The following is a 17,181-nucleotide window of genomic DNA, read 5'->3' as shown; positions in this document are numbered from 1 at the left end:
GTGTCCCGTCCGCGGGCGCCTACTTCTCGGAGACCTCTTCGATCACGGCCTGCGCGACCGCCTGCATCGACATCCGGCGGTCCATCGACGTCTTCTGGATCCAGCGGAAGGCGGCGGGCTCGGTCAGCCCGTACTTGGTCTGGAGGACGCTCTTGGCCCGGTCGACCAGCTTGCGGGTCTCCAGCCGCAGCGACAGGTCGGCGATCTCCGCCTCCAGCGCCTTCAGCTCCTGGAACCGGCTCACCGCCATCTCGATCGCGGGCACCAGATCGCTCTTGCTGAACGGCTTCACCAGATACGCCATCGCGCCCGCGTCCCTGGCCCGCTCCACCAGCTCGCGCTGCGAGAACGCGGTCAGCATCAGCACCGGCGCGATCTTGTCCGCGGCGATCCGCTCGGCCGCCGAGATCCCGTCGAGCACCGGCATCTTCACGTCCAGGATCACCAGATCGGGACGCTGCTCCTCGGCGAGCTTCACCGCGGTCTCGCCGTCCCCGGCCTCCCCGACGACGGAGTAGCCCTCCTCCTCCAGCATCTCCTTGAGGTCGAGGCGGATCAGCGCCTCGTCCTCGGCGATGACCACGCGGGTCGTCAGGGGAGGGACGTGGGACTTCGACTGCTCGTCGTCGAGCGGGGCGGCGGACTCGTCGGGCGCGCTCACGGTGCTCCTCGTATCAGGCGGGGTACTGCACACCTGAGCCTACCTAGCTGCGACGGCGCGCACCTACACGGTACGCTGTGCACGCGACCTGGCCGGGTTGGCGGAATGGCATACGCGGATGTCTCAAACACATCTGTCCGAAAGGGCGTGCGGGTTCGAATCCCGCACCCGGCACCTCTGAAATCCCCCCGTATCCCCTCAGTTCGCCGGGGGAGCGGTCGTGCCCGTGGGAGTCGCCGGGCGCAGCATGCAGGTCAGCCGGGCCGTACAGACCCGCTTGTCCGCCTCGTCCGTGATGACGATCTCATAGGTCGCCGAGGAGCGGCCCCGGTGGACCGGGGTTGCGGTGCCGGTGACGAGACCGGAGCGCAGACCGCGGTGGTGGGTGGCGTTGAGGTCCACGCCGACGGCCATCTTGCTGGGACCGCCGTGCAGCATCGCGCCGACCGAGCCGAGGGTCTCGGCGAGCACCGCGGACGCGCCGCCGTGCAGCAGCCCCATCGGCTGGGTGTTGCCCTCGACGGGCATCGTGCCGACCACCTTCTCCGGCGCCGCCTCCAGGATCCGGATGCCCATCCGCTCACCCAGGTGCCCGCCGGAGAACAGACCCCGCAGATCGACGCCGAGCCCGGCGTACTGCTCCAGGATCTCCGGCGGGAAGTAGGTGGTGGTCCGCTCGCCCATGGGGTGGTGCTCCGATCGTCCTCGTCCGGCCTGATCCGGTGTGCCCGTACGCGTTTTCCGTGTACTGATCAGTTTTCTACCGGACGGCCCGCGTCGGCCGTGCGTCGGGGGGCGTCCGCCGCGGTCCGCTCCAGCCGGATGACCACCGACTTCGAGGCGGGGGTGTTGCTGGTGTCCGCGGTGTGGTCGAGGGGGACCAGCACATTGGTCTCCGGGTAGTACGCCGCCGCGCACCCGCGCGGGGTCGGGTAGTGCACGACCCGGAAGCCCTCCGCACGCCGCTCCGTGCCGTCCTTCCACTCGCCGACCAGGTCGGCGTAGTCGCCGTCGGCCAGACCGTTGGCCGCGGCGTCCTCGGGGTGCAGCAGGACGACGCGGCGGCCGTTCTTGATGCCGCGGTAGCGGTCGTCCAGACCGTAGATGGTGGTGTTGTACTGGTCGTGCGAGCGCAGCGTCTGGAGCAGCAGCCGCCCCTCGGGCACCGCCGGGTACTCGACGGCCGCGGCCGTGAAGTTGGCCTTGCCCGTCGCGGTGGGGAAGGTGCGGCTGTCGCGCGGGGCGTGCGGCAGCGTGAAGCCGCCCGGGCGCCGCACCCTGGCGTTGAAGTCCGCGAAGCCGGGGACGACCCGCGAGATACGGTCGCGGATCGCGTCGTAGTCCCGCTCGAAGTCCGCCCACGGCACCATGCTCCGGTCGCCGAAGACGGCGCGGGCCAGCCGGGTCACGATCGCGGGCTCCGACAGCAGGTGCGGCGAGGCCGGGTCCAGGCCGCCGCGCGAGGCGTGCACCATGCCCATCGAGTCCTCGACGGTGACGAACTGCGGGCCGCCCGCCTGCCGGTCCTTCTCGGTACGGCCCAGCGTCGGCAGGATCAGCGCGCGGGCGCCGGTGACGGCGTGCGAACGGTTCAGCTTGGTCGACACATGGACGGTCAGCCGCGCCTTGCGCATCGCGGCCTCCGTGACGTCGGTGTCGGGGGACGCGGCGACGAAGTTGCCGCCCATCGCGAAGAACACCTTCGCCGTCCCGTCGCGCAGCGCCCGGATCGCGCGCACCACGTCGAAGCCGTGCTCGCGCGGCGGCGCGAAGCCGAACTCCTTCTCCAGCGCGTCCAGGAACGCCGCCGGGGGCCGCTCGAAGATGCCCATCGTCCGGTCGCCCTGCACATTGCTGTGCCCGCGCACCGGGCAGACCCCGGCGCCGGGGCGGCCGATGTTGCCGCCCAGCAGCAGGAAGTTGACCACCTCGCGGATGGTCGGCACCGCGTGCTTGTGCTGGGTCAGGCCCATCGCCCAGCACACCACGACGCTCTTGGCGTCCAGCACCAGGGCGAGCAGCCTGTCGATCTCGGCCCGCGCCAGACCGGTGGCGCGCTCCACCTCGTCCCAGTCGGTGGCGAGCGCGGCGGCCTCGTACTCCGCGAAGCCGTGGGTGTGCTCCGCGATGAAGTCGCGGTCCAGCGCGCCGGCCTCGATCAGCAGCCGGCCCAGCGCGCGGAACAGCGCCTGGTCGCCGCCGAGCCTGATCTGGAGGAACAGATCGGTCAGCACGGTGCCGGAACCGGCGAGACCCGAGGCGTTCTGCGGATTCTTGAACCGCTCGAGACCCGCCTCCGGAAGCGGGTTGACCGACACGATCGTCGCCCCGCCCTGCTTGGCCTTCTCCAGTGCGGACAGCATCCGCGGGTGGTTGGTGCCCGGATTCTGCCCGGCGACGATGATCAGGTCCGACCGGTACAGATCCTCCAGCAGCACACTGCCCTTGCCGACGCCCAGCGTCTCGGTCAGCGCGGAACCCGACGACTCGTGGCACATGTTGGAGCAGTCCGGCAGATTGTTGGTGCCCAGCTCGCGGGCGAAGAGCTGGAAGAGGAACGCCGCCTCGTTGCTGGTGCGGCCCGAGGTGTAGAAGACCGCCTCGTCCGGGGTGTCCAGGGCGGTCAGTTCGTCCGCGACGATCGAGAAGGCCCGCTCCCACGGCACCGCCTCGTAGTGGTCGGCGCCCTCCGCCAGATACATCGGCTGCGTGATCCGGCCCTGCTGGCCCAGCCAGTAGCCGCTGCGCCGCGCCAGGTCGGAGACCGGGTGCGCGGCGAAGAAGTCCGGGGTCACCCGGCGCAGCGTCGCCTCCTCGGCGACCGCCTTCGCGCCGTTCTCGCAGAATTCGGCGACATGCCGGTGGTCCGGCTCGGGCCAGGCGCAGCCCGGACAGTCGAAGCCGCCCTTCTGGTTGACCTTCAGCAGCGTCAACGTGGCCCGCCGCACCCCCATCTGCTGCCCGGCCATCTTGACCGTGTGCCCGATGGCGGGCAGGCCCGCCGCACTGTGCTTGGGCGCGGAGACCTGCGGAGCGTCCTGGACGGGGTCACCTGAAGGGGGCTTCTTTGCCATACGTCCTTTGTACCGCCTTTGCGCGGCGGGGGAGCCGGCGGACGGCGCCCGGCTTGATCGGCCCGCCGAGCCGCCCGCCCGGCTCCCGGCCCCGCCGCCCCCCGCACGGCGTGCCCCCGGCGGGAGGCGTCCTTCGTTGTCGTACCCGCGTGGGAGGATCGGAGACGTGGCAGACAACGCATCCGCATCGAAGACGACCGACCGCCCCCGCCTGCTGCTGCTGGACGGGCACTCGCTGGCGTACCGGGCGTTCTACGCGCTGCCCGTGGAGAACTTCAACACCGCCACGGGCCAGCCGACGAACGCGATCTACGGCTTCACGTCCATGCTGGCGAACACGCTGCGTGACGAGCGGCCGACGCACCTGGCCGTCGCCTTCGACGTCTCCCGCAAGACCTGGCGGTTCGACGAGTTCCCCGAGTACAAGGCGAACCGCTCGAAGACGCCGGACGAGTTCCGCAGCCAGGTCGAGCTGATCGGCGAGCTGCTGGACGCGATGGGCGTCAGCCGCTTCGCGGTCGAGGGCTTCGAGGCGGACGACGTGATCGCCACGCTCGCCACCCAGGCGGAAGCGCTGGGTTACGAGGTGCTGATCGTCACCGGCGACCGGGACTCGTTCCAGTTGGTCACCGAGAACGTGACGGTGCTCTACCCCACCAAGGGCGTCTCCGAGCTGACCCGCTACACCCCGGAGAAGGTCGAGGAGAAGTACGGCCTGACGCCCCAGCAGTACCCGGACTTCGCGGCGCTGCGCGGCGACCCGTCGGACAATCTGCCCGGCATCCCCGGCGTCGGCGAGAAGACGGCGGCCAAGTGGATCACGCAGTTCGGGTCGTTCGCCGACCTGGTCGAGCGGGCCGACGAGGTCAAGGGCAAGGCCGGTGAGAATCTGCGGGCGCACCTGGACGCGGTGAAGCTCAACCGGCGGCTGACCGAGATGGTGCGCGACGTGAGCCTGCCCTCGGGCCCCGAGGGCCTGGCCAGGGAGCCGTACGACAGGACGGCCCTGGTCGGCGTGCTGGACGTGCTGGAATTCCGCAACTCCAACTTCCGGGAGCGGCTGTTCGCCGTCGATCCCGGCGCCGAGCAGGAAGAGGCGGAGATCGCCGAGGGCGTCGCCGTGGAGGGCACCGTGCTCGCCGCGGGCGACCTGCCCGGCTGGCTCGACGAGCACGGCGGCGCGCCGCTCGGCCTGGCCAGCGTCGACACCTGGGCGCTGGGCAGCGGCAGCGTCACCCAGATCGCGCTCGCCTCACCGGAGGTGGCCGCCTGGTTCGACCCCGCGGAGCTGGACGAGGCGGACGAGAAGTCCTTCGCCGCCTGGATCGCCGACCCCGCCCGCCCCAAGGTGCTGCACAACGCGAAGAACGTCGAGCGGGTCTTCGCCGAGCACGGCTGGAGCGTCGCCGGGGTGACGATGTGCACGGCCCTGGCCGCGTATCTCATCAAGCCCGGCCGCCGCTCCTTCGCGCTCGACGTGCTGTCGGTGGAGTACCTGGGCCGCGAGCTGGCCCCGGCCGACGCCGCGGGCGGACAGCTCGCCTTCGGCGAGGAGGGCGAGGACGAGGGCGCCGCCGCGGCCGACGCGCTGATGGTGCAGGCCCGTACCGTCCTCGACCTCGCCGAGGTCTTCGGCGAGCGGCTGCCCGAGGTCGGCGCCACCGAGCTGCTGCACGAGGTCGAACTGCCCACCTCGGCGCTCCTGGCCCGGATGGAACGCTCCGGGATCGCCGCCGACCGGGCCCATCTCGAAGGTCTGGAACAGCAGTTCGCCGCGGCCGTGCAGCACGCGGTCGGCGAGGCGCACGCCTCGGTCGGCCACGAGTTCAACCTCGGCTCGCCCAAGCAGCTCCAGGAAGTCCTCTTCGGCGAGCTGGGCCTGCCCAAGACCAAGAAGACCAAGACCGGTTACACCACGGACGCCGACGCGCTGGCCTGGCTGGCCGCGCAGACCGAGCACGAACTGCCGGTCATCATGCTGCGCCACCGGGAGCAGGCCAAGCTCCGGGTCACCGTCGAGGGCCTGGTCAAGACGATCGCCCCGGACGGACGCATCCACACCACCTTCAGCCAGACCGTCGCGGCCACCGGACGCCTGTCGTCCACCGACCCCAACCTGCAGAATGTGCCGGTCCGCACCGACGAGGGCCGGGCCATCCGCCGCGGCTTCGTCGTCGGCGAGGGCTACGAATCGCTGCTGACCGCCGACTACAGCCAGATCGAACTGCGCGTGATGGCCCACCTGTCGCAGGACGAGGGACTGATCGCCGCCTTCGCCTCCGGCGAGGATCTGCACACCACCGTCGGCTCCCAGGTCTTCGGCGTCGCACGGGACGCGGTGGACGCCGAGATGCGCCGCAAGATCAAGGCGATGTCGTACGGGCTGGCGTACGGCCTGTCCGCCTTCGGCCTGTCCCAGCAGCTCAACATCGAGGCCGCGGAGGCGCGCGGGCTGATGGAGACGTACTTCGAGCGGTTCGGCGGCGTGCGGGACTATCTGCACCGGGTGGTCGAGGAGGCCAGGAACACCGGCTACACCGAGACGCTGCTCGGCCGCCGCCGCTACCTGCCCGACCTCAACAGCGACAACCGGCAGCGCCGTGAGATGGCTGAGCGGATGGCGCTCAACGCGCCGATCCAGGGCTCGGCCGCCGACATCGTGAAGATCGCGATGCTCAAGGTCGACCAGGCGCTCACCGACGAGAAGCTGGAGTCGCGGATACTGCTCCAGGTGCACGACGAAATCGTGCTGGAGGTCGCGCCCGGCGAGCGGAAGAAGGTCGAGACGCTGGTCCGCCGCGAGATGGCGGGCGCGTATCCGCTGCGCGCCGCGCTGGACGTGTCGGTCGGCGACGGCACCGACTGGGAGTCGGCCGCGCACTGACCCCACCCCGCCGCCCGCGCGAGTCTGTGACCGGGCTGTGTGAACGAGTCGCGACCCCTCGGTGAAAGGTCCGCCGAGGGGCCGGAAACCTCGGCGGATTGCCGGGATTTGCCCTGGATCGCGTCTTCCCCGACTGTGGTCGGGGGGCTGAAGTTGCCGTAGGGTCAATCGAGTTGTGGCGCGGCCACGCGCCCATCTCGCACCTGGGGAGGACCGCGGACATGTCAGCGCGGCGGTACGGCCGAAGGCTACGCAGGGGAGCGGCGGGTACGGCGGTCGCCGCCGCCGCGATGGCGGCGCTGGGCGCCTCGCAGGCGCCGGGACTCATCCCGGTGGCGCACGCCGCCGCGCGGCAGACGACCACCGTGGCCCCGCCGCCCGGCCCCGCGATCGACGGCGGTTCGCCGTACATCACCGATGTGCCGCCGCTGAACACCCCTACGGACCTCACGAATCCGACCGCCACGCCCTCCGGCGGCCCGGTCGTCACCCCGCTGCCGTCCGGGGGCTCGCTGCCCGCGACCGTCCTGGACGCCTACCGGCGCGCCGAGGCGAGCGTCGCCGCCAGCAACCCCGGCTGCCACCTGCCGTGGCAACTGCTCGCCGCCATCGGCCAGGTGGAGTCCGGCCAGGCCCGCGGCGGCGCCGTGGACGCCAAGGGGACGACGTACACCCCGATCCTCGGCCCGGTGCTCGACGGCAACGGCTTCGCGAACATCAGCGACACCGACGGCGGACGCTACGACGGCGACCCGGTCCACGACCGCGCGGTCGGCCCGATGCAGTTCATCCCCTCGACGTGGGCGAACTGGGGCGCGGACGGCAACGGCGACGGAGTCGCCGACCCCGACAACGTGTACGACGCCGCGCTGGCCGCCGCCCACTACCTGTGCGCCGACGGCCGCGACCTGGCCGTACCGCGGGACATGGACCGCGCGATCCTCGGCTACAACCACTCGCAGGCCTACCTCGACCTGGTGAAGTCCTGGTACGAGCACTTCCGGCAGGGCGACGCGGTCTCCGTGCCCGACCGCCCGGGCACACCGGGCGCGGGCGCGCCGCCGTTCGCCAACACCCCGCGGCCGTCGACCAGTCCGTCCGCGTCGGCCCCCGGCGGCACACCGTCGCCCTCGCCGTCCGGCACCCACCCGAGCGGCGGCATCGTCCCGCCGACCGCGGGCACCCCGTCGACCGGCCCCGGCAAGACCCCGCCGCCGTCGTCGCCGTCGTCGCCGACCGGCACCCCCACGGGAACCCCGACCGGCACGCCGACGGACACCCCGACGACCCCCGGCTGCCCGACGCAGTCCCCGTCGCCCTCGCCGACCGACAGCGCGAGCCCCAGCCCGACCGCGACGCCGACTCCCACGGACACCCCCGGCACGCCCGACCCCTGCGCCACCGACACCCCGACGCCGACGGACACCCCCACCCCCAGCGGTGAGGCGACCGCCAGCGCGGCCACGGGCGCCGCCGTCACCGCGAAGCCGTAACCCGCGACGGGGCATTCCCCGACACGGCACCCCCGGCGCCCCGCGCGCCGGCCACACTCCCACGCACCGGGGACGTTCAGGCGAAAGCCTCACGAACGTCCCCGGTGAAACGTGTTCTCATCTCACCTCCCGGTTGCTACGGTGCCCCGGCCCCGGCCGACGACCGCGTCGGCCCATGCCCGAGGGAGGTCAGGCCATGCGCGCTCTCGCCGCGGCGGCGATCGGACTCGCCGCCGCCCTCGCCCTGGTCTTCACCGTCACCGCGATCGGCGCGCCCGCAGGTCACACCTCGCCGAAACCCCTGCTGACCACGGTCCCCAGCCACCCCTGAGCCGGTCACCCCTGAGCCGTCTGGAGCCGCGATGCGCCGCAAGTCCAGCCTGGTGCTGCTCGCCCTCGCCGTCTTCTTCGCGACCCTGGCGCCCATGCTGCGCTGGTACGCCTACCCGCGGCTGGCCAAAGTGCCGCCGAGCGAGTACCAGGTCGCCGTCCTCGAGGCGAAGAACGCCACCCTCGTCGACTATTCCAGCCTCACCGCCAAGAAGGTCTCCAAGGTCAGCATCGTGCAGACCCTCAAGGGCAATGTGACGGCGGCCCGGCAGGTCAAGGCCGAGACCGGCAAGGACGTCGTGGTCTGGGACGCGCTCTCCTACGTCGCGGGCCCGGACGGCAAGATGGTCTCGGAGATCCCCGAGCGGTACGTCTTCGACGCGCACACCCAGGAGCCGGTGCACACCGCGAGCGAGTCGGTCGACGGCGACCCGGTCACCCGACAGGGCATCGAGTTCAAGTTCCCCTTCCTGACCCAGAAGCGCGACTACTACTACTTCGACGCGCAGAGCCGCACCTCCGCGCCGATCCACTACGCGGGCACCCAGCGCTTCCACGGCCTGAAGGTCTACTACTTCGAGCAGACCGTGCCCTGGCAGCGGGTCCCGCTGCCCAAGAAACTGCCCGAGATCGCGCCCGGCGCTCCCGCGCTCACCCCCGAGACGGTCAAGGCCACGGGCATCCAGCGCTGGTACACCACCAAGCGGATGTTCTGGGTCGACCCGACGACCGGCGCGCCCGTCAACGGCGAGGAGATCCACACCGAGGAGCTGCGCTTTCCCGCCTCGACCGGCAAAGCACCGGTCACCGCCTTCGCGGGCGACGTGAAGATGCGGCCCGACTACATCGACTCCATCGTCCATCTGGTCAAGACGCAACGGCAGTTGGTGCTGCTGCTCACGAGCTACCTGCCGTGGGGCTTCGGCGGGTTCGCCGCCGCGCTGCTGGCGCTGTCGCTGCTGCTCGAAGCGCGCGGGCGGCGGCCCGCCGACCCGGTGGGCGGCCGGGAGCCCGACCCCGACCGCGCCCCCGACCACCCGGACCCCATAGCGGTCTGACCTACGGCCCGCACCCCGTACGGGCCGAGCCGTGCCGGGACCCCGCACCGGCCGACCTGTCCCGGACGCCGTACGGGCCGGGCGGTCGGGCTACGCGCGGCGGCTGTTGTTCGTCCGCTTGGTCGGCTCGGCCGTCGCCGGGTCCTCGGGCCACGGGTGGCGCGGGTAGCGGCCCCGCAGCTCGGCGCGCACCGCGCGGTAGCCGTCACGCCAGAACGACGCCAGGTCCGCGGTCACCGCCGCGGGCCGCCCCGCGGGCGACAGCAGATGCACCAGCAGCGGCACCCCGGCGATCTCGGGCGTCGCCCGCAGCCCGAACAACTCCTGGAGCTTCACGGCCAGTACGGGCTGGTCCCCGCCGTAGTCGATCCGGATCCGCGAACCGCTCGGCACCTCGAACCGCTCCGGTGCCAGCTCACCGAACCGGGCGGCCTCGCCCGTGGCCCACGGCAGCAGCCGGGGCAGCGCGCCGCCCGCCGAGATCCGCTCCAGATCCGCCCGCCGCCCGGCCCGCGCCAGCTCGGGCCCCAGCCACTCCTCGGCCCGCTCCACCAGCGCCCGCTCCGAGACGTCCGGCCAGTTCCCGCCCAACTCCCGGTGCAGGAAGGCCAGCCGCTGCCGTACCTCACGGGCCTCCCGCGACCAGTGCAGCAAACCGGTGCCCTCGCGCCGCAGCCCGTCGAGCAGCGCGGCCCGCACCGCGTCCCGGTCCGGCCGGCGCAGCGGCGCCGCCGACAGCTCCAGCGCGCCCAGCCGCTCCACCCGGCGCGCCACCACGTCCCCGCCGCGCCAGGCCACCTCCTCGTACGACTCCAGCAACCCGGCCGCCGCCGCCCGCGCGGTGCCCTCGTCGATCACCGCGGCCACCCGCACCCGCGCGTCCGTCCGCCCGACGCCCCGGTCCGCCACGGCCACCGCCACCCACTCCGCCCCGCCCACGCCCCCGCCGACCTCCGCGCCGGTCCCGGACGCCATCACGTATCCGTCGCCGCCCCGCCGCCGCGCGACCCGCTCGGGAAACGCCAGGGCGACGACGAGCCCGGCCGCCGCGTCGTCCGACAGGCCCCCGCCCGCGGCGCGGCTCGCGGGGGACGGGCGCGCCGCGGAGCGCGGGACGGCGGCGTCCGTCGCGGGCGGGCTCCCTTCCGTCACCGTGCCGCGCAGCCGGTCGGCCTCCGCGCGCCAGCGCGCCGCGTACGGGTCGCCGCCACGGCGGGCGGTGTGCCAGGCGGCGGTGAGGTCGGAGCCGTAGGAGTCGGGGAGTTCTTCGCTGAGGAGCGCGGTGACCTCGGCGGCGCGGCGGGCGCCGAGCACGGGCGCGGAGTCGAGGAGGGCGCGGGCGAGCCGGGGGTGCAGCCCGAGCCGGGCCAGCCGGCGGCCCCGGTCCAGGACGCGGCCCGAGGCGTCGACGGCGCCGAGGCCGCGCAGCGTGTCGCGGGCCGCGGCCATCGCGCCCTGCGGCGGGGCGTCCAGCAGGGCGAGCCCGGAGGCGTCCGGATCGCCCCAGCAGGCGGCCTGGAGCGCGAAGGCCGTGAGGTCGGCGAGCGCGATCTCGGGGGAGGGGTGCCGGGGCCTGCGGGCGTCCTCGGCCGGCGGCCAGCAGCGGTAGACGGTGCCGGGACCCTCACGCCCGGCGCGCCCGGCGCGCTGGTCGGAGGCGGCCCGCGACACCCGTACGGTGACCAGCGCGCCGAGGCCCCGCGCGTGGTCCATGCGCGGCTCGCGGGCCAGCCCGCTGTCCACCACGACCCGCACGCCCGGCACGGTCAGACTGGACTCGGCCACGGACGTCGCGAGCAGCACGCGCCGCCGCCCACCGGGCGCCAGCGCCGCGTCCTGGACGGCGGCCGGGGCGCGGCCGTGCACCTGGAGCACCTCGATGCCGCCGCCCGCGCCGCCGGAATCCGCGAGGTCCCCGAGCAGACCCGCGACCCGCGCGATCTCCCCGACGCCCGGCAGGAAGCACAGCACGTCCCCGTCGCGCTCCCGCAGCGCCCGCCGCACCACCGTCGCCACATGGTCGAGCAGCGCCCGGTCCACCCGGCCCCCGGCGTGCGTCGCCCGTACGGGACCGGGCGGCGGCGCCCACTCCACGGCCACCGGGTGCAGCACCCCGCCCGCCTCGACCACGGGCGCGGGCGGCCCGTCGGCCCCGCCCAGCAGCGCCGCCCACGCGGCCGTGTCCGTCGTCGCGGACGCCGCGACCAGCCGCAACTCCGGCCGCAGCAGGGCCCGTACGTCCAACAGGAACGCCATGGACGTGTCTGCGTCCAGATGCCGCTCGTGGCACTCGTCGAGCATCACCGTGCTCACGCCCGGCAGTTCCTGGTCGCGCTGGAGCCGTTGCAGCAGCACACCGGTGGTGACCACCTCGACCGCGGTGCGGGCCGAGACCCGCCGCTCGCCGCGGACCGTGAAACCGACGGTCTCGCCGACCCGCTCCCCGAGCAGCCAGGCCATCCGCCGGGCCGCCGCCCGCGCCGCCATCCGCCGCGGCTCCGCGACCAGCACCCGCCCGCCGAGCGCGTCGGCGATCAGCAGCGGGACCAGCGTGGTCTTGCCGGTGCCGGGCGGCGCGGCCAGGACGGCGCAGCCCGGCGACCGCAGCGCGGCCAGCAGCTCCGGTACGACGGAGGCCACCGGCAGCGCGCGCCCCTCGGCCCGGATCGCGTACGTACCGGCGCTCCCGCCGGCTTCCCCGCCGGCCGCCCGACCGTCCTGTCCGCCGGCCTTCACTCCGCCGCGCACACGAAGATCGCCGTGCCCGGCAACAGCCGCCCGCGCAGCGGGGACCAGCCGCCCCACTCCTGGTCGTTCCACTCCGGCCACTCGGGCTCGACGAGGTCGACCAGCCGCAGGCCCGCCGCCGCGATCTCGCGGACGCGGTCGCCCAGGGTGCGGTGGTGCTCGACGTACACGGCGATGCCCCGGTCGTCCTCCTCCACGTACGGCGTGCGGTCGAAGTAGGAGGCGACGGCCGTCAGGCCCTCGGGCCCCGGCTCGTCGGGGAAGGCCCAGCGCACCGGGTGGGTGACCGAGAAGACCCAGCGCCCGCCGGGCCGCAGCACCCGCCGCACCTCCCGCTGGACGCGCGCGGTGTCGGCGATGAAGGGGAGCGCGCCGTACGCGGAGACCGCCAGGTCGAACGAGCCGTCGGCGAAGGGCAGGGCGCCCGCGTCGGCCTGGACCAGGGGCACCAGCGGCGCGCCGTCGGCCGAGGACTCGTCGTCGATCCGCCGCGCGTGCTGGAGCTGCCGGAAGGAGAGGTCGAGGGCGACCGGCCGGGCGCCCTGGGCGGCCAGCCAGCGCGAGCACTGGGCGGCGCCCGCGCCGATCTCCAGCACGTCCTTGTCCTTCAGGGCCGCCGTCGGGCCGAGCAGCCCCGCGTCCGCCTCGTCCAGACCCTCAGGGCCCCAGACGAAGCGGGCGTCGCCCAGGAAGTCGCCGTGCTCCACCTGGTAGTCGTCCGCGTTGCGGTCCCACCACCGGCGGTTGGCCCGGCTGCTCTCCGTGACCCCCGCGCTGCGGCGGGTGGCCTCCGGTTCCTCGTGTGCCTCTCGGGGCGCTTCCCGGCGTACGTCCCGGGGATCGGGTCCTTGGATCATCGCGGCAGTCGTCGTACTCTCTGAGAAGACCTGGCACTGGGTGACTTGTGCCGGTTCGGTCCGTTACGCGCCCGGTGGGCTCTTCGTGCGTTGACCGTGCCCGGCTGCCCCCGTATGCTACAAGTTGCGCTGCGAGCCTGCGCGCCTCAGACAGAGCAGGCTGCGCTCGGAATCTGTTGCATACCCCTCGGCCCCACGGCTGTCCGGAATTCGGCAGGAGCGAAAAGGGCTTACGGCGTAGCAGTACCTACGACTTACTGTCCGTACCGGAGTCCTTTCCCTAATGACGAGCAGCACCGAGGCCCCTCGCACCACCCCGCAGGTGGCGGTCAACGACATCGGCAACGAGGAAGCCTTCCTCGCCGCGATCGACGAGACGATCAAGTACTTCAACGACGGCGACATCGTCGACGGCGTCATCGTGAAGGTCGACCGGGACGAGGTCCTGCTCGACATCGGTTACAAGACCGAAGGTGTCATCCCCTCCCGCGAACTCTCCATCAAGCACGACGTCGACCCCAACGAGGTCGTCGCCGTGGGCGATGAGATCGAGGCCCTTGTTCTCCAGAAGGAGGACAAGGAAGGGCGCCTGATCCTCTCGAAGAAGCGCGCTCAGTACGAGCGTGCCTGGGGCACCATCGAGAAGATCAAGGAAGAGGACGGCATCGTCACCGGCACCGTCATCGAGGTCGTCAAGGGTGGTCTCATCCTCGACATCGGCCTCCGTGGCTTCCTGCCGGCGTCGCTCGTCGAGATGCGCCGCGTGCGCGACCTCCAGCCCTACGTGGGCAAGGAGCTCGAGGCCAAGATCATCGAGCTGGACAAGAACCGCAACAACGTGGTCCTGTCCCGCCGTGCCTGGCTGGAGCAGACGCAGAGCGAGGTCCGCCAGACCTTCCTCACCACCCTCCAGAAGGGTCAGGTGCGGTCCGGCGTCGTCTCCTCGATCGTCAACTTCGGTGCGTTCGTGGACCTCGGCGGCGTCGACGGTCTCGTGCACGTCTCCGAGCTGTCCTGGAAGCACATCGACCACCCGTCCGAGGTCGTCGAGGTCGGTCAGGAAGTCACCGTCGAGGTTCTCGACGTGGACATGGACCGCGAGCGTGTCTCCCTGTCGCTGAAGGCGACGCAGGAAGACCCGTGGCAGCAGTTCGCCCGGACCCACCAGATCGGGCAGGTCGTCCCCGGCAAGGTCACCAAGCTCGTCCCGTTCGGCGCGTTCGTCCGCGTCGACGAGGGCATCGAGGGCCTGGTGCACATCTCCGAGCTGGCCGAGCGCCACGTGGAGATCCCGGAGCAGGTCGTCCAGGTCAACGACGAGATCTTCGTCAAGGTCATCGACATCGACCTCGAGCGTCGCCGCATCTCGCTGTCGCTCAAGCAGGCCAACGAGTCCTTCGGCGCCGACCCGGCCTCGGTCGAGTTCGACCCGACGCTCTACGGCATGGCGGCGTCGTACGACGACCAGGGCAACTACATCTACCCCGAGGGCTTCGACCCCGAGACCAACGACTGGCTCGAGGGGTACGACAAGCAGCGCGAGGAGTGGGAGGGCCAGTACGCCACGGCCCAGACCCGCTTCGAGCAGCACCAGGCGCAGGTCATCAAGTCCCGCGAGGCCGACGAGCAGGCCGCGGCCGAGGCCGGTTCCGCCGCCCCCGCCGCGACCGGTGGCCCGGGCGTCTCCGGTGGCTCGTACTCCTCGGAGTCCGACGACACCTCCGGTGCCCTCGCCTCCGACGAGGCCCTCGCCGCCCTCCGCGAGAAGCTCGCGGGCGGCCAGAGCTGACGGCTCTCCGCTAGGCCCAGTCACAACACCGCGGTCCCGCACCCCTCAGGGGGTGCGGGACCGCGGTGCTTTCCCGGTGACCGTGGGGCCCTGGGCGGCCCGGGGGGGCTACGGGGTCACGGGGATGTTGGTCAGGGCCTTGCCGCCGGTGCGCTTGTTGGAGGCGTAGACGGTGGTGGGGCAGTCGGCGGAGTAGTTGGTGACGTAGATCGCCGTCTGCGTGGCGCCGGTGGCGCCGGTGAGGTCGGAGGTGTTGTCGCGGAAGACGGTGCCGCAGCCCCAGCCGGGCTGCTGGGTGTGGGTCTGGTAGCCGTCGTTGAGGGTGCGGGTGCCGGTGTTGCCGGTGATGGTGTAGCCGTTGCCTTTGACGTCGACCCAGGAGTCGTCGTAGTTGGTCATGCTGAGGCCGCTGCCGTCGAAGGTGTTGCCGGAGACCAGGCCGCCGGTGGTGCCTTCCTTGAGGTCGATGTTCTCGGCGCCGATGTTGGGGCCGATGACGTTGTTGAGGATCTGCACCCGGTCGCTCTTGTCGGTCAGGGTGTTGGCGGTGCCGACGTAGACGCCCTCGCCGTACCCCGGCCGCTGGAGCCCGGTGTCGTAGATCCGCGAGTTCTTGATCACGCCGTCCGTGCTGGAGGTACGGAAGTGCACGCCCTCCATCTGGAGCCCGTGCACGGTCACCGAGTCGATGACGACATGCGCGGCGGCGTCGGTGACGATGCCCTTCTGGCCGCCGGTGACGCTGACCCCCTTGACGGTCCAGTAGCTCGCGCCGTTCAGATAGAGGCCGTAGCCGCCGGAGGAGGTGAGCACGGCGTTCGAGGAGCCGGTGAGCGTGATCCGGTCGGCGGCCGTGCCGGACACGGTGACCTTGAAGTTGCCGGTGTACGTGCCGTCGGCGAGATGGATCGTCTGGCCGGGGGCGGCGGCGGTCAGCGCCGCCTTCAGCTCCTTGGCCGTGGTCACCTCGACGGTGCTCGCCGCACCGGCCGTTGCCGCACCGGCCGTTGCCGCACCGGCCGGCGTCGCGTACGAGAGCAGCCCGGCGAGCAGTGCCGCGACGGGCAGGGCCACCGGCAGGGTCAGAAGCGTGTGGGGTCGCATCCGCGTCCTTCCATCGTTCCAAGTATGTGAATCTTGGTCGTCCATGTGAACACATGGGCGTAACGAGAGAAGGTAGGGCCCACCCGACGGACCGTCAAGACGTCCGGGTTCCGGGCGGACGCGTGGGAATGGCCGGGCGGGTACGTTCGTTGAGGGGGGAGAGAGCGAGGAGGACGATCATCGTGCTGGATCCGCAAGGGCTGTACGAATACGTGCCGGGCGGGGCCGAGGCCGTCGACGCAGCGGTCGGAGACGCAGGTCCCGTACTGCTGTACCACTTCGAGGGGTACATGGACGCCGGGGACACCGGCGAGCAGATCAGCGAGCAGTTGCTGGACCGCCTGGACAACCAGCTCGTCGCGCGCTTCGACGCCGACCGACTGGTCGACTACCGCGCCCGCCGCCCGCTGATGACCTTCGAGCGCGACCACTGGACCTCCTACGAGGCACCGGAGATCGACCTCTATCTGGTGCGGGACACCACCGGCACCCCCTTCCTGCTGCTCACCGGCTCCGAGCCGGACGTGGAGTGGGAACGGTTCGCGACCGCCGTGCTCCAGGTAATCGAACGCCTGGGTGTACGCCTCGCCATCAACTTCCACGGCATCCCGATGGGCGTGCCGCACACCCGGCCCGTCGGCCTCACCCCGCACGGCAACCGGGTCGACCTCATGCCCGGCCACCGCGCCTGGTTCGAGGAGGCCCAGGTCCCCGGCAGCGCCGCCTCCCTCATCGAGCTGCGGCTCGCCGAGGCCGGCCGTGACGTGCTCGGCGTCGCCGCCCACGTCCCGCACTACCTGGCGCGTTCGCCCTACCCGGACGCCGCCCTCGCCGTCCTGGAGACGATCACCGCCGCCACCGGCCTCGTGCTGCCCGAGATCGCCCACGCCTTGCGCAATGAGGCGCACACCGTCCGCGTCGAGATCGACCGCCAGGTCGCCGAAGGCGACGGCGAACTCGTCTCCGTCGTCCGCGGCCTCGAGTCCCAGTACGACGCCGTCGCCGGGTCCCAGTCCCGCGAGAGTCTCATCGCCGAGGCCGTCGAGCTTCCCTCCGCCGACGATCTCGCCGCCGAGTTCGAACGCTTCCTCGCCGACCGCGAGGACGACTAGCGCCTGCGGCGCGCTCACGAAAGAGGGTTCGCGTCCCCAGGGCGCGGGCCCTCTCCCGCTTCCCCTCCGCA

The 17,181-nt window shown here is 72.3% G+C and carries 12 protein-coding genes and 1 tRNA gene; 7 read left to right on the top strand and 6 right to left on the bottom strand.

The features are described 5' to 3' along the window. Positions 1-19 precede the first annotated feature (19 nt). Positions 20-661 carry an ANTAR domain-containing response regulator gene (locus ACZ37P_RS00825; RefSeq protein ID WP_355333958.1) on the bottom strand — a complete coding sequence of 214 codons (642 nt, stop codon included), beginning with the start codon at positions 659-661 and terminating at the stop codon, positions 20-22. 91 nt (positions 662-752) lie between these two features. Here ACZ37P_RS00825 and ACZ37P_RS00820 point away from each other — a divergent pair. Continuing rightward, positions 753-835, top strand: a tRNA-Leu gene (locus ACZ37P_RS00820). Between the two features lie 24 nt (positions 836-859). Here the strand turns inward: ACZ37P_RS00820 and ACZ37P_RS00815 are convergent. Both ACZ37P_RS00815 and ACZ37P_RS00810 read right to left on the bottom strand, forming a co-directional pair. Next, complete coding sequence (locus ACZ37P_RS00815; RefSeq protein WP_188282940.1) at positions 860-1,345, bottom strand: PaaI family thioesterase; 486 nt, start codon at positions 1,343-1,345, stop codon at positions 860-862. Positions 1,346-1,413: 68 nt separating this feature from the next. Then, on the bottom strand, positions 1,414-3,735 hold the full coding sequence (locus ACZ37P_RS00810; protein WP_467344192.1) for an FdhF/YdeP family oxidoreductase: 2,322 nt from the start codon (positions 3,733-3,735) through the stop codon (positions 1,414-1,416). 166 nt (positions 3,736-3,901) lie between these two features. Here ACZ37P_RS00810 and polA point away from each other — a divergent pair, with 166 nt between their 5' ends. The 4 genes from polA to pgfA all read left to right on the top strand — a co-directional run bounded on the left by polA (position 3,902) and on the right by pgfA (position 9,500). Beyond that, entirely contained in the window at positions 3,902-6,619 is a 2,718-nt protein-coding gene (gene polA / locus ACZ37P_RS00805; protein WP_355333953.1) for a DNA polymerase I, read from the top strand. Positions 6,620-6,909: 290 nt separating this feature from the next. Continuing rightward, positions 6,910-8,112: a lytic transglycosylase domain-containing protein gene (locus ACZ37P_RS00800; protein WP_467344191.1), complete on the top strand. Its 1,203-nt coding sequence runs from the start codon at positions 6,910-6,912 to the stop codon at positions 8,110-8,112. A 196-nt stretch (positions 8,113-8,308) separates the two neighbouring features. Further along, entirely contained in the window at positions 8,309-8,443 is a 135-nt protein-coding gene (locus tag ACZ37P_RS00795) for an SPW_0924 family protein (RefSeq protein WP_188282936.1), read from the top strand. 31 nt (positions 8,444-8,474) lie between these two features. Further along, positions 8,475-9,500: a cell envelope lipid trafficking protein PgfA gene (gene pgfA / locus ACZ37P_RS00790; RefSeq protein WP_391159710.1), complete on the top strand. Its 1,026-nt coding sequence runs from the start codon at positions 8,475-8,477 to the stop codon at positions 9,498-9,500. Between the two features lie 90 nt (positions 9,501-9,590). Here the strand turns inward: pgfA and hrpB are convergent, their stop codons facing one another. Continuing rightward, positions 9,591-12,167, bottom strand: coding sequence for an ATP-dependent helicase HrpB (hrpB, locus tag ACZ37P_RS00785; RefSeq protein WP_467344604.1), 2,577 nt, complete (start codon positions 12,165-12,167; stop codon positions 9,591-9,593). Between the two features lie 65 nt (positions 12,168-12,232). Then, positions 12,233-13,105 (bottom strand): class I SAM-dependent methyltransferase, encoded by an 873-nt coding sequence (locus ACZ37P_RS00780; RefSeq protein ID WP_355333945.1) that lies wholly within the window; start codon positions 13,103-13,105, stop codon positions 12,233-12,235. 283 nt (positions 13,106-13,388) lie between these two features. On the opposite strand from ACZ37P_RS00780, the gene rpsA reads away from it, so the two are divergent. Further along, positions 13,389-14,894: a 30S ribosomal protein S1 gene (gene rpsA / locus ACZ37P_RS00775; protein ID WP_188283396.1), complete on the top strand. Its 1,506-nt coding sequence runs from the start codon at positions 13,389-13,391 to the stop codon at positions 14,892-14,894. 108 nt (positions 14,895-15,002) lie between these two features. On the opposite strand, the gene ACZ37P_RS00770 is transcribed toward rpsA, so the two are convergent. After that, positions 15,003-15,998 carry a right-handed parallel beta-helix repeat-containing protein gene (locus ACZ37P_RS00770; protein ID WP_467344189.1) on the bottom strand — a complete coding sequence of 332 codons (996 nt, stop codon included), beginning with the start codon at positions 15,996-15,998 and terminating at the stop codon, positions 15,003-15,005. 182 nt (positions 15,999-16,180) lie between these two features. On the opposite strand from ACZ37P_RS00770, the gene ACZ37P_RS00765 reads away from it, so the two are divergent. Next, positions 16,181-17,110: a PAC2 family protein gene (locus ACZ37P_RS00765; protein ID WP_188283398.1), complete on the top strand. Its 930-nt coding sequence runs from the start codon at positions 16,181-16,183 to the stop codon at positions 17,108-17,110. Positions 17,111-17,181 lie beyond the last annotated feature (71 nt).

Source organism: Streptomyces sp. NPDC024632, assembly GCF_055559175.1.
This window is presented reverse-complemented; position numbering and strand designations above follow the sequence as displayed.

Excerpts from the sequence above, each read along its gene's own strand:
- ACZ37P_RS00815 (WP_188282940.1), bottom strand. The coding sequence starts at position 1,345 with ATGGGCGAGCGGACCACCACCTACTTCCCGCCGGAGATCCTGGAGCAG.
- ACZ37P_RS00810 (WP_467344192.1), bottom strand. The coding sequence starts at position 3,735 with ATGGCAAAGAAGCCCCCTTCAGGTGACCCCGTCCAGGACGCTCCGCAG.
- ACZ37P_RS00800 (WP_467344191.1), top strand. The coding sequence starts at position 6,910 with ATGGCGGCGCTGGGCGCCTCGCAGGCGCCGGGACTCATCCCGGTGGCG.
- ACZ37P_RS00795 (WP_188282936.1), top strand. The coding sequence starts at position 8,309 with ATGCGCGCTCTCGCCGCGGCGGCGATCGGACTCGCCGCCGCCCTCGCC.
- pgfA (WP_391159710.1), top strand. The coding sequence starts at position 8,475 with ATGCGCCGCAAGTCCAGCCTGGTGCTGCTCGCCCTCGCCGTCTTCTTC.
- ACZ37P_RS00780 (WP_355333945.1), bottom strand. The coding sequence starts at position 13,105 with ATGATCCAAGGACCCGATCCCCGGGACGTACGCCGGGAAGCGCCCCGA.
- rpsA (WP_188283396.1), top strand. The coding sequence starts at position 13,389 with ATGACGAGCAGCACCGAGGCCCCTCGCACCACCCCGCAGGTGGCGGTC.
- ACZ37P_RS00770 (WP_467344189.1), bottom strand. The coding sequence starts at position 15,998 with ATGCGACCCCACACGCTTCTGACCCTGCCGGTGGCCCTGCCCGTCGCG.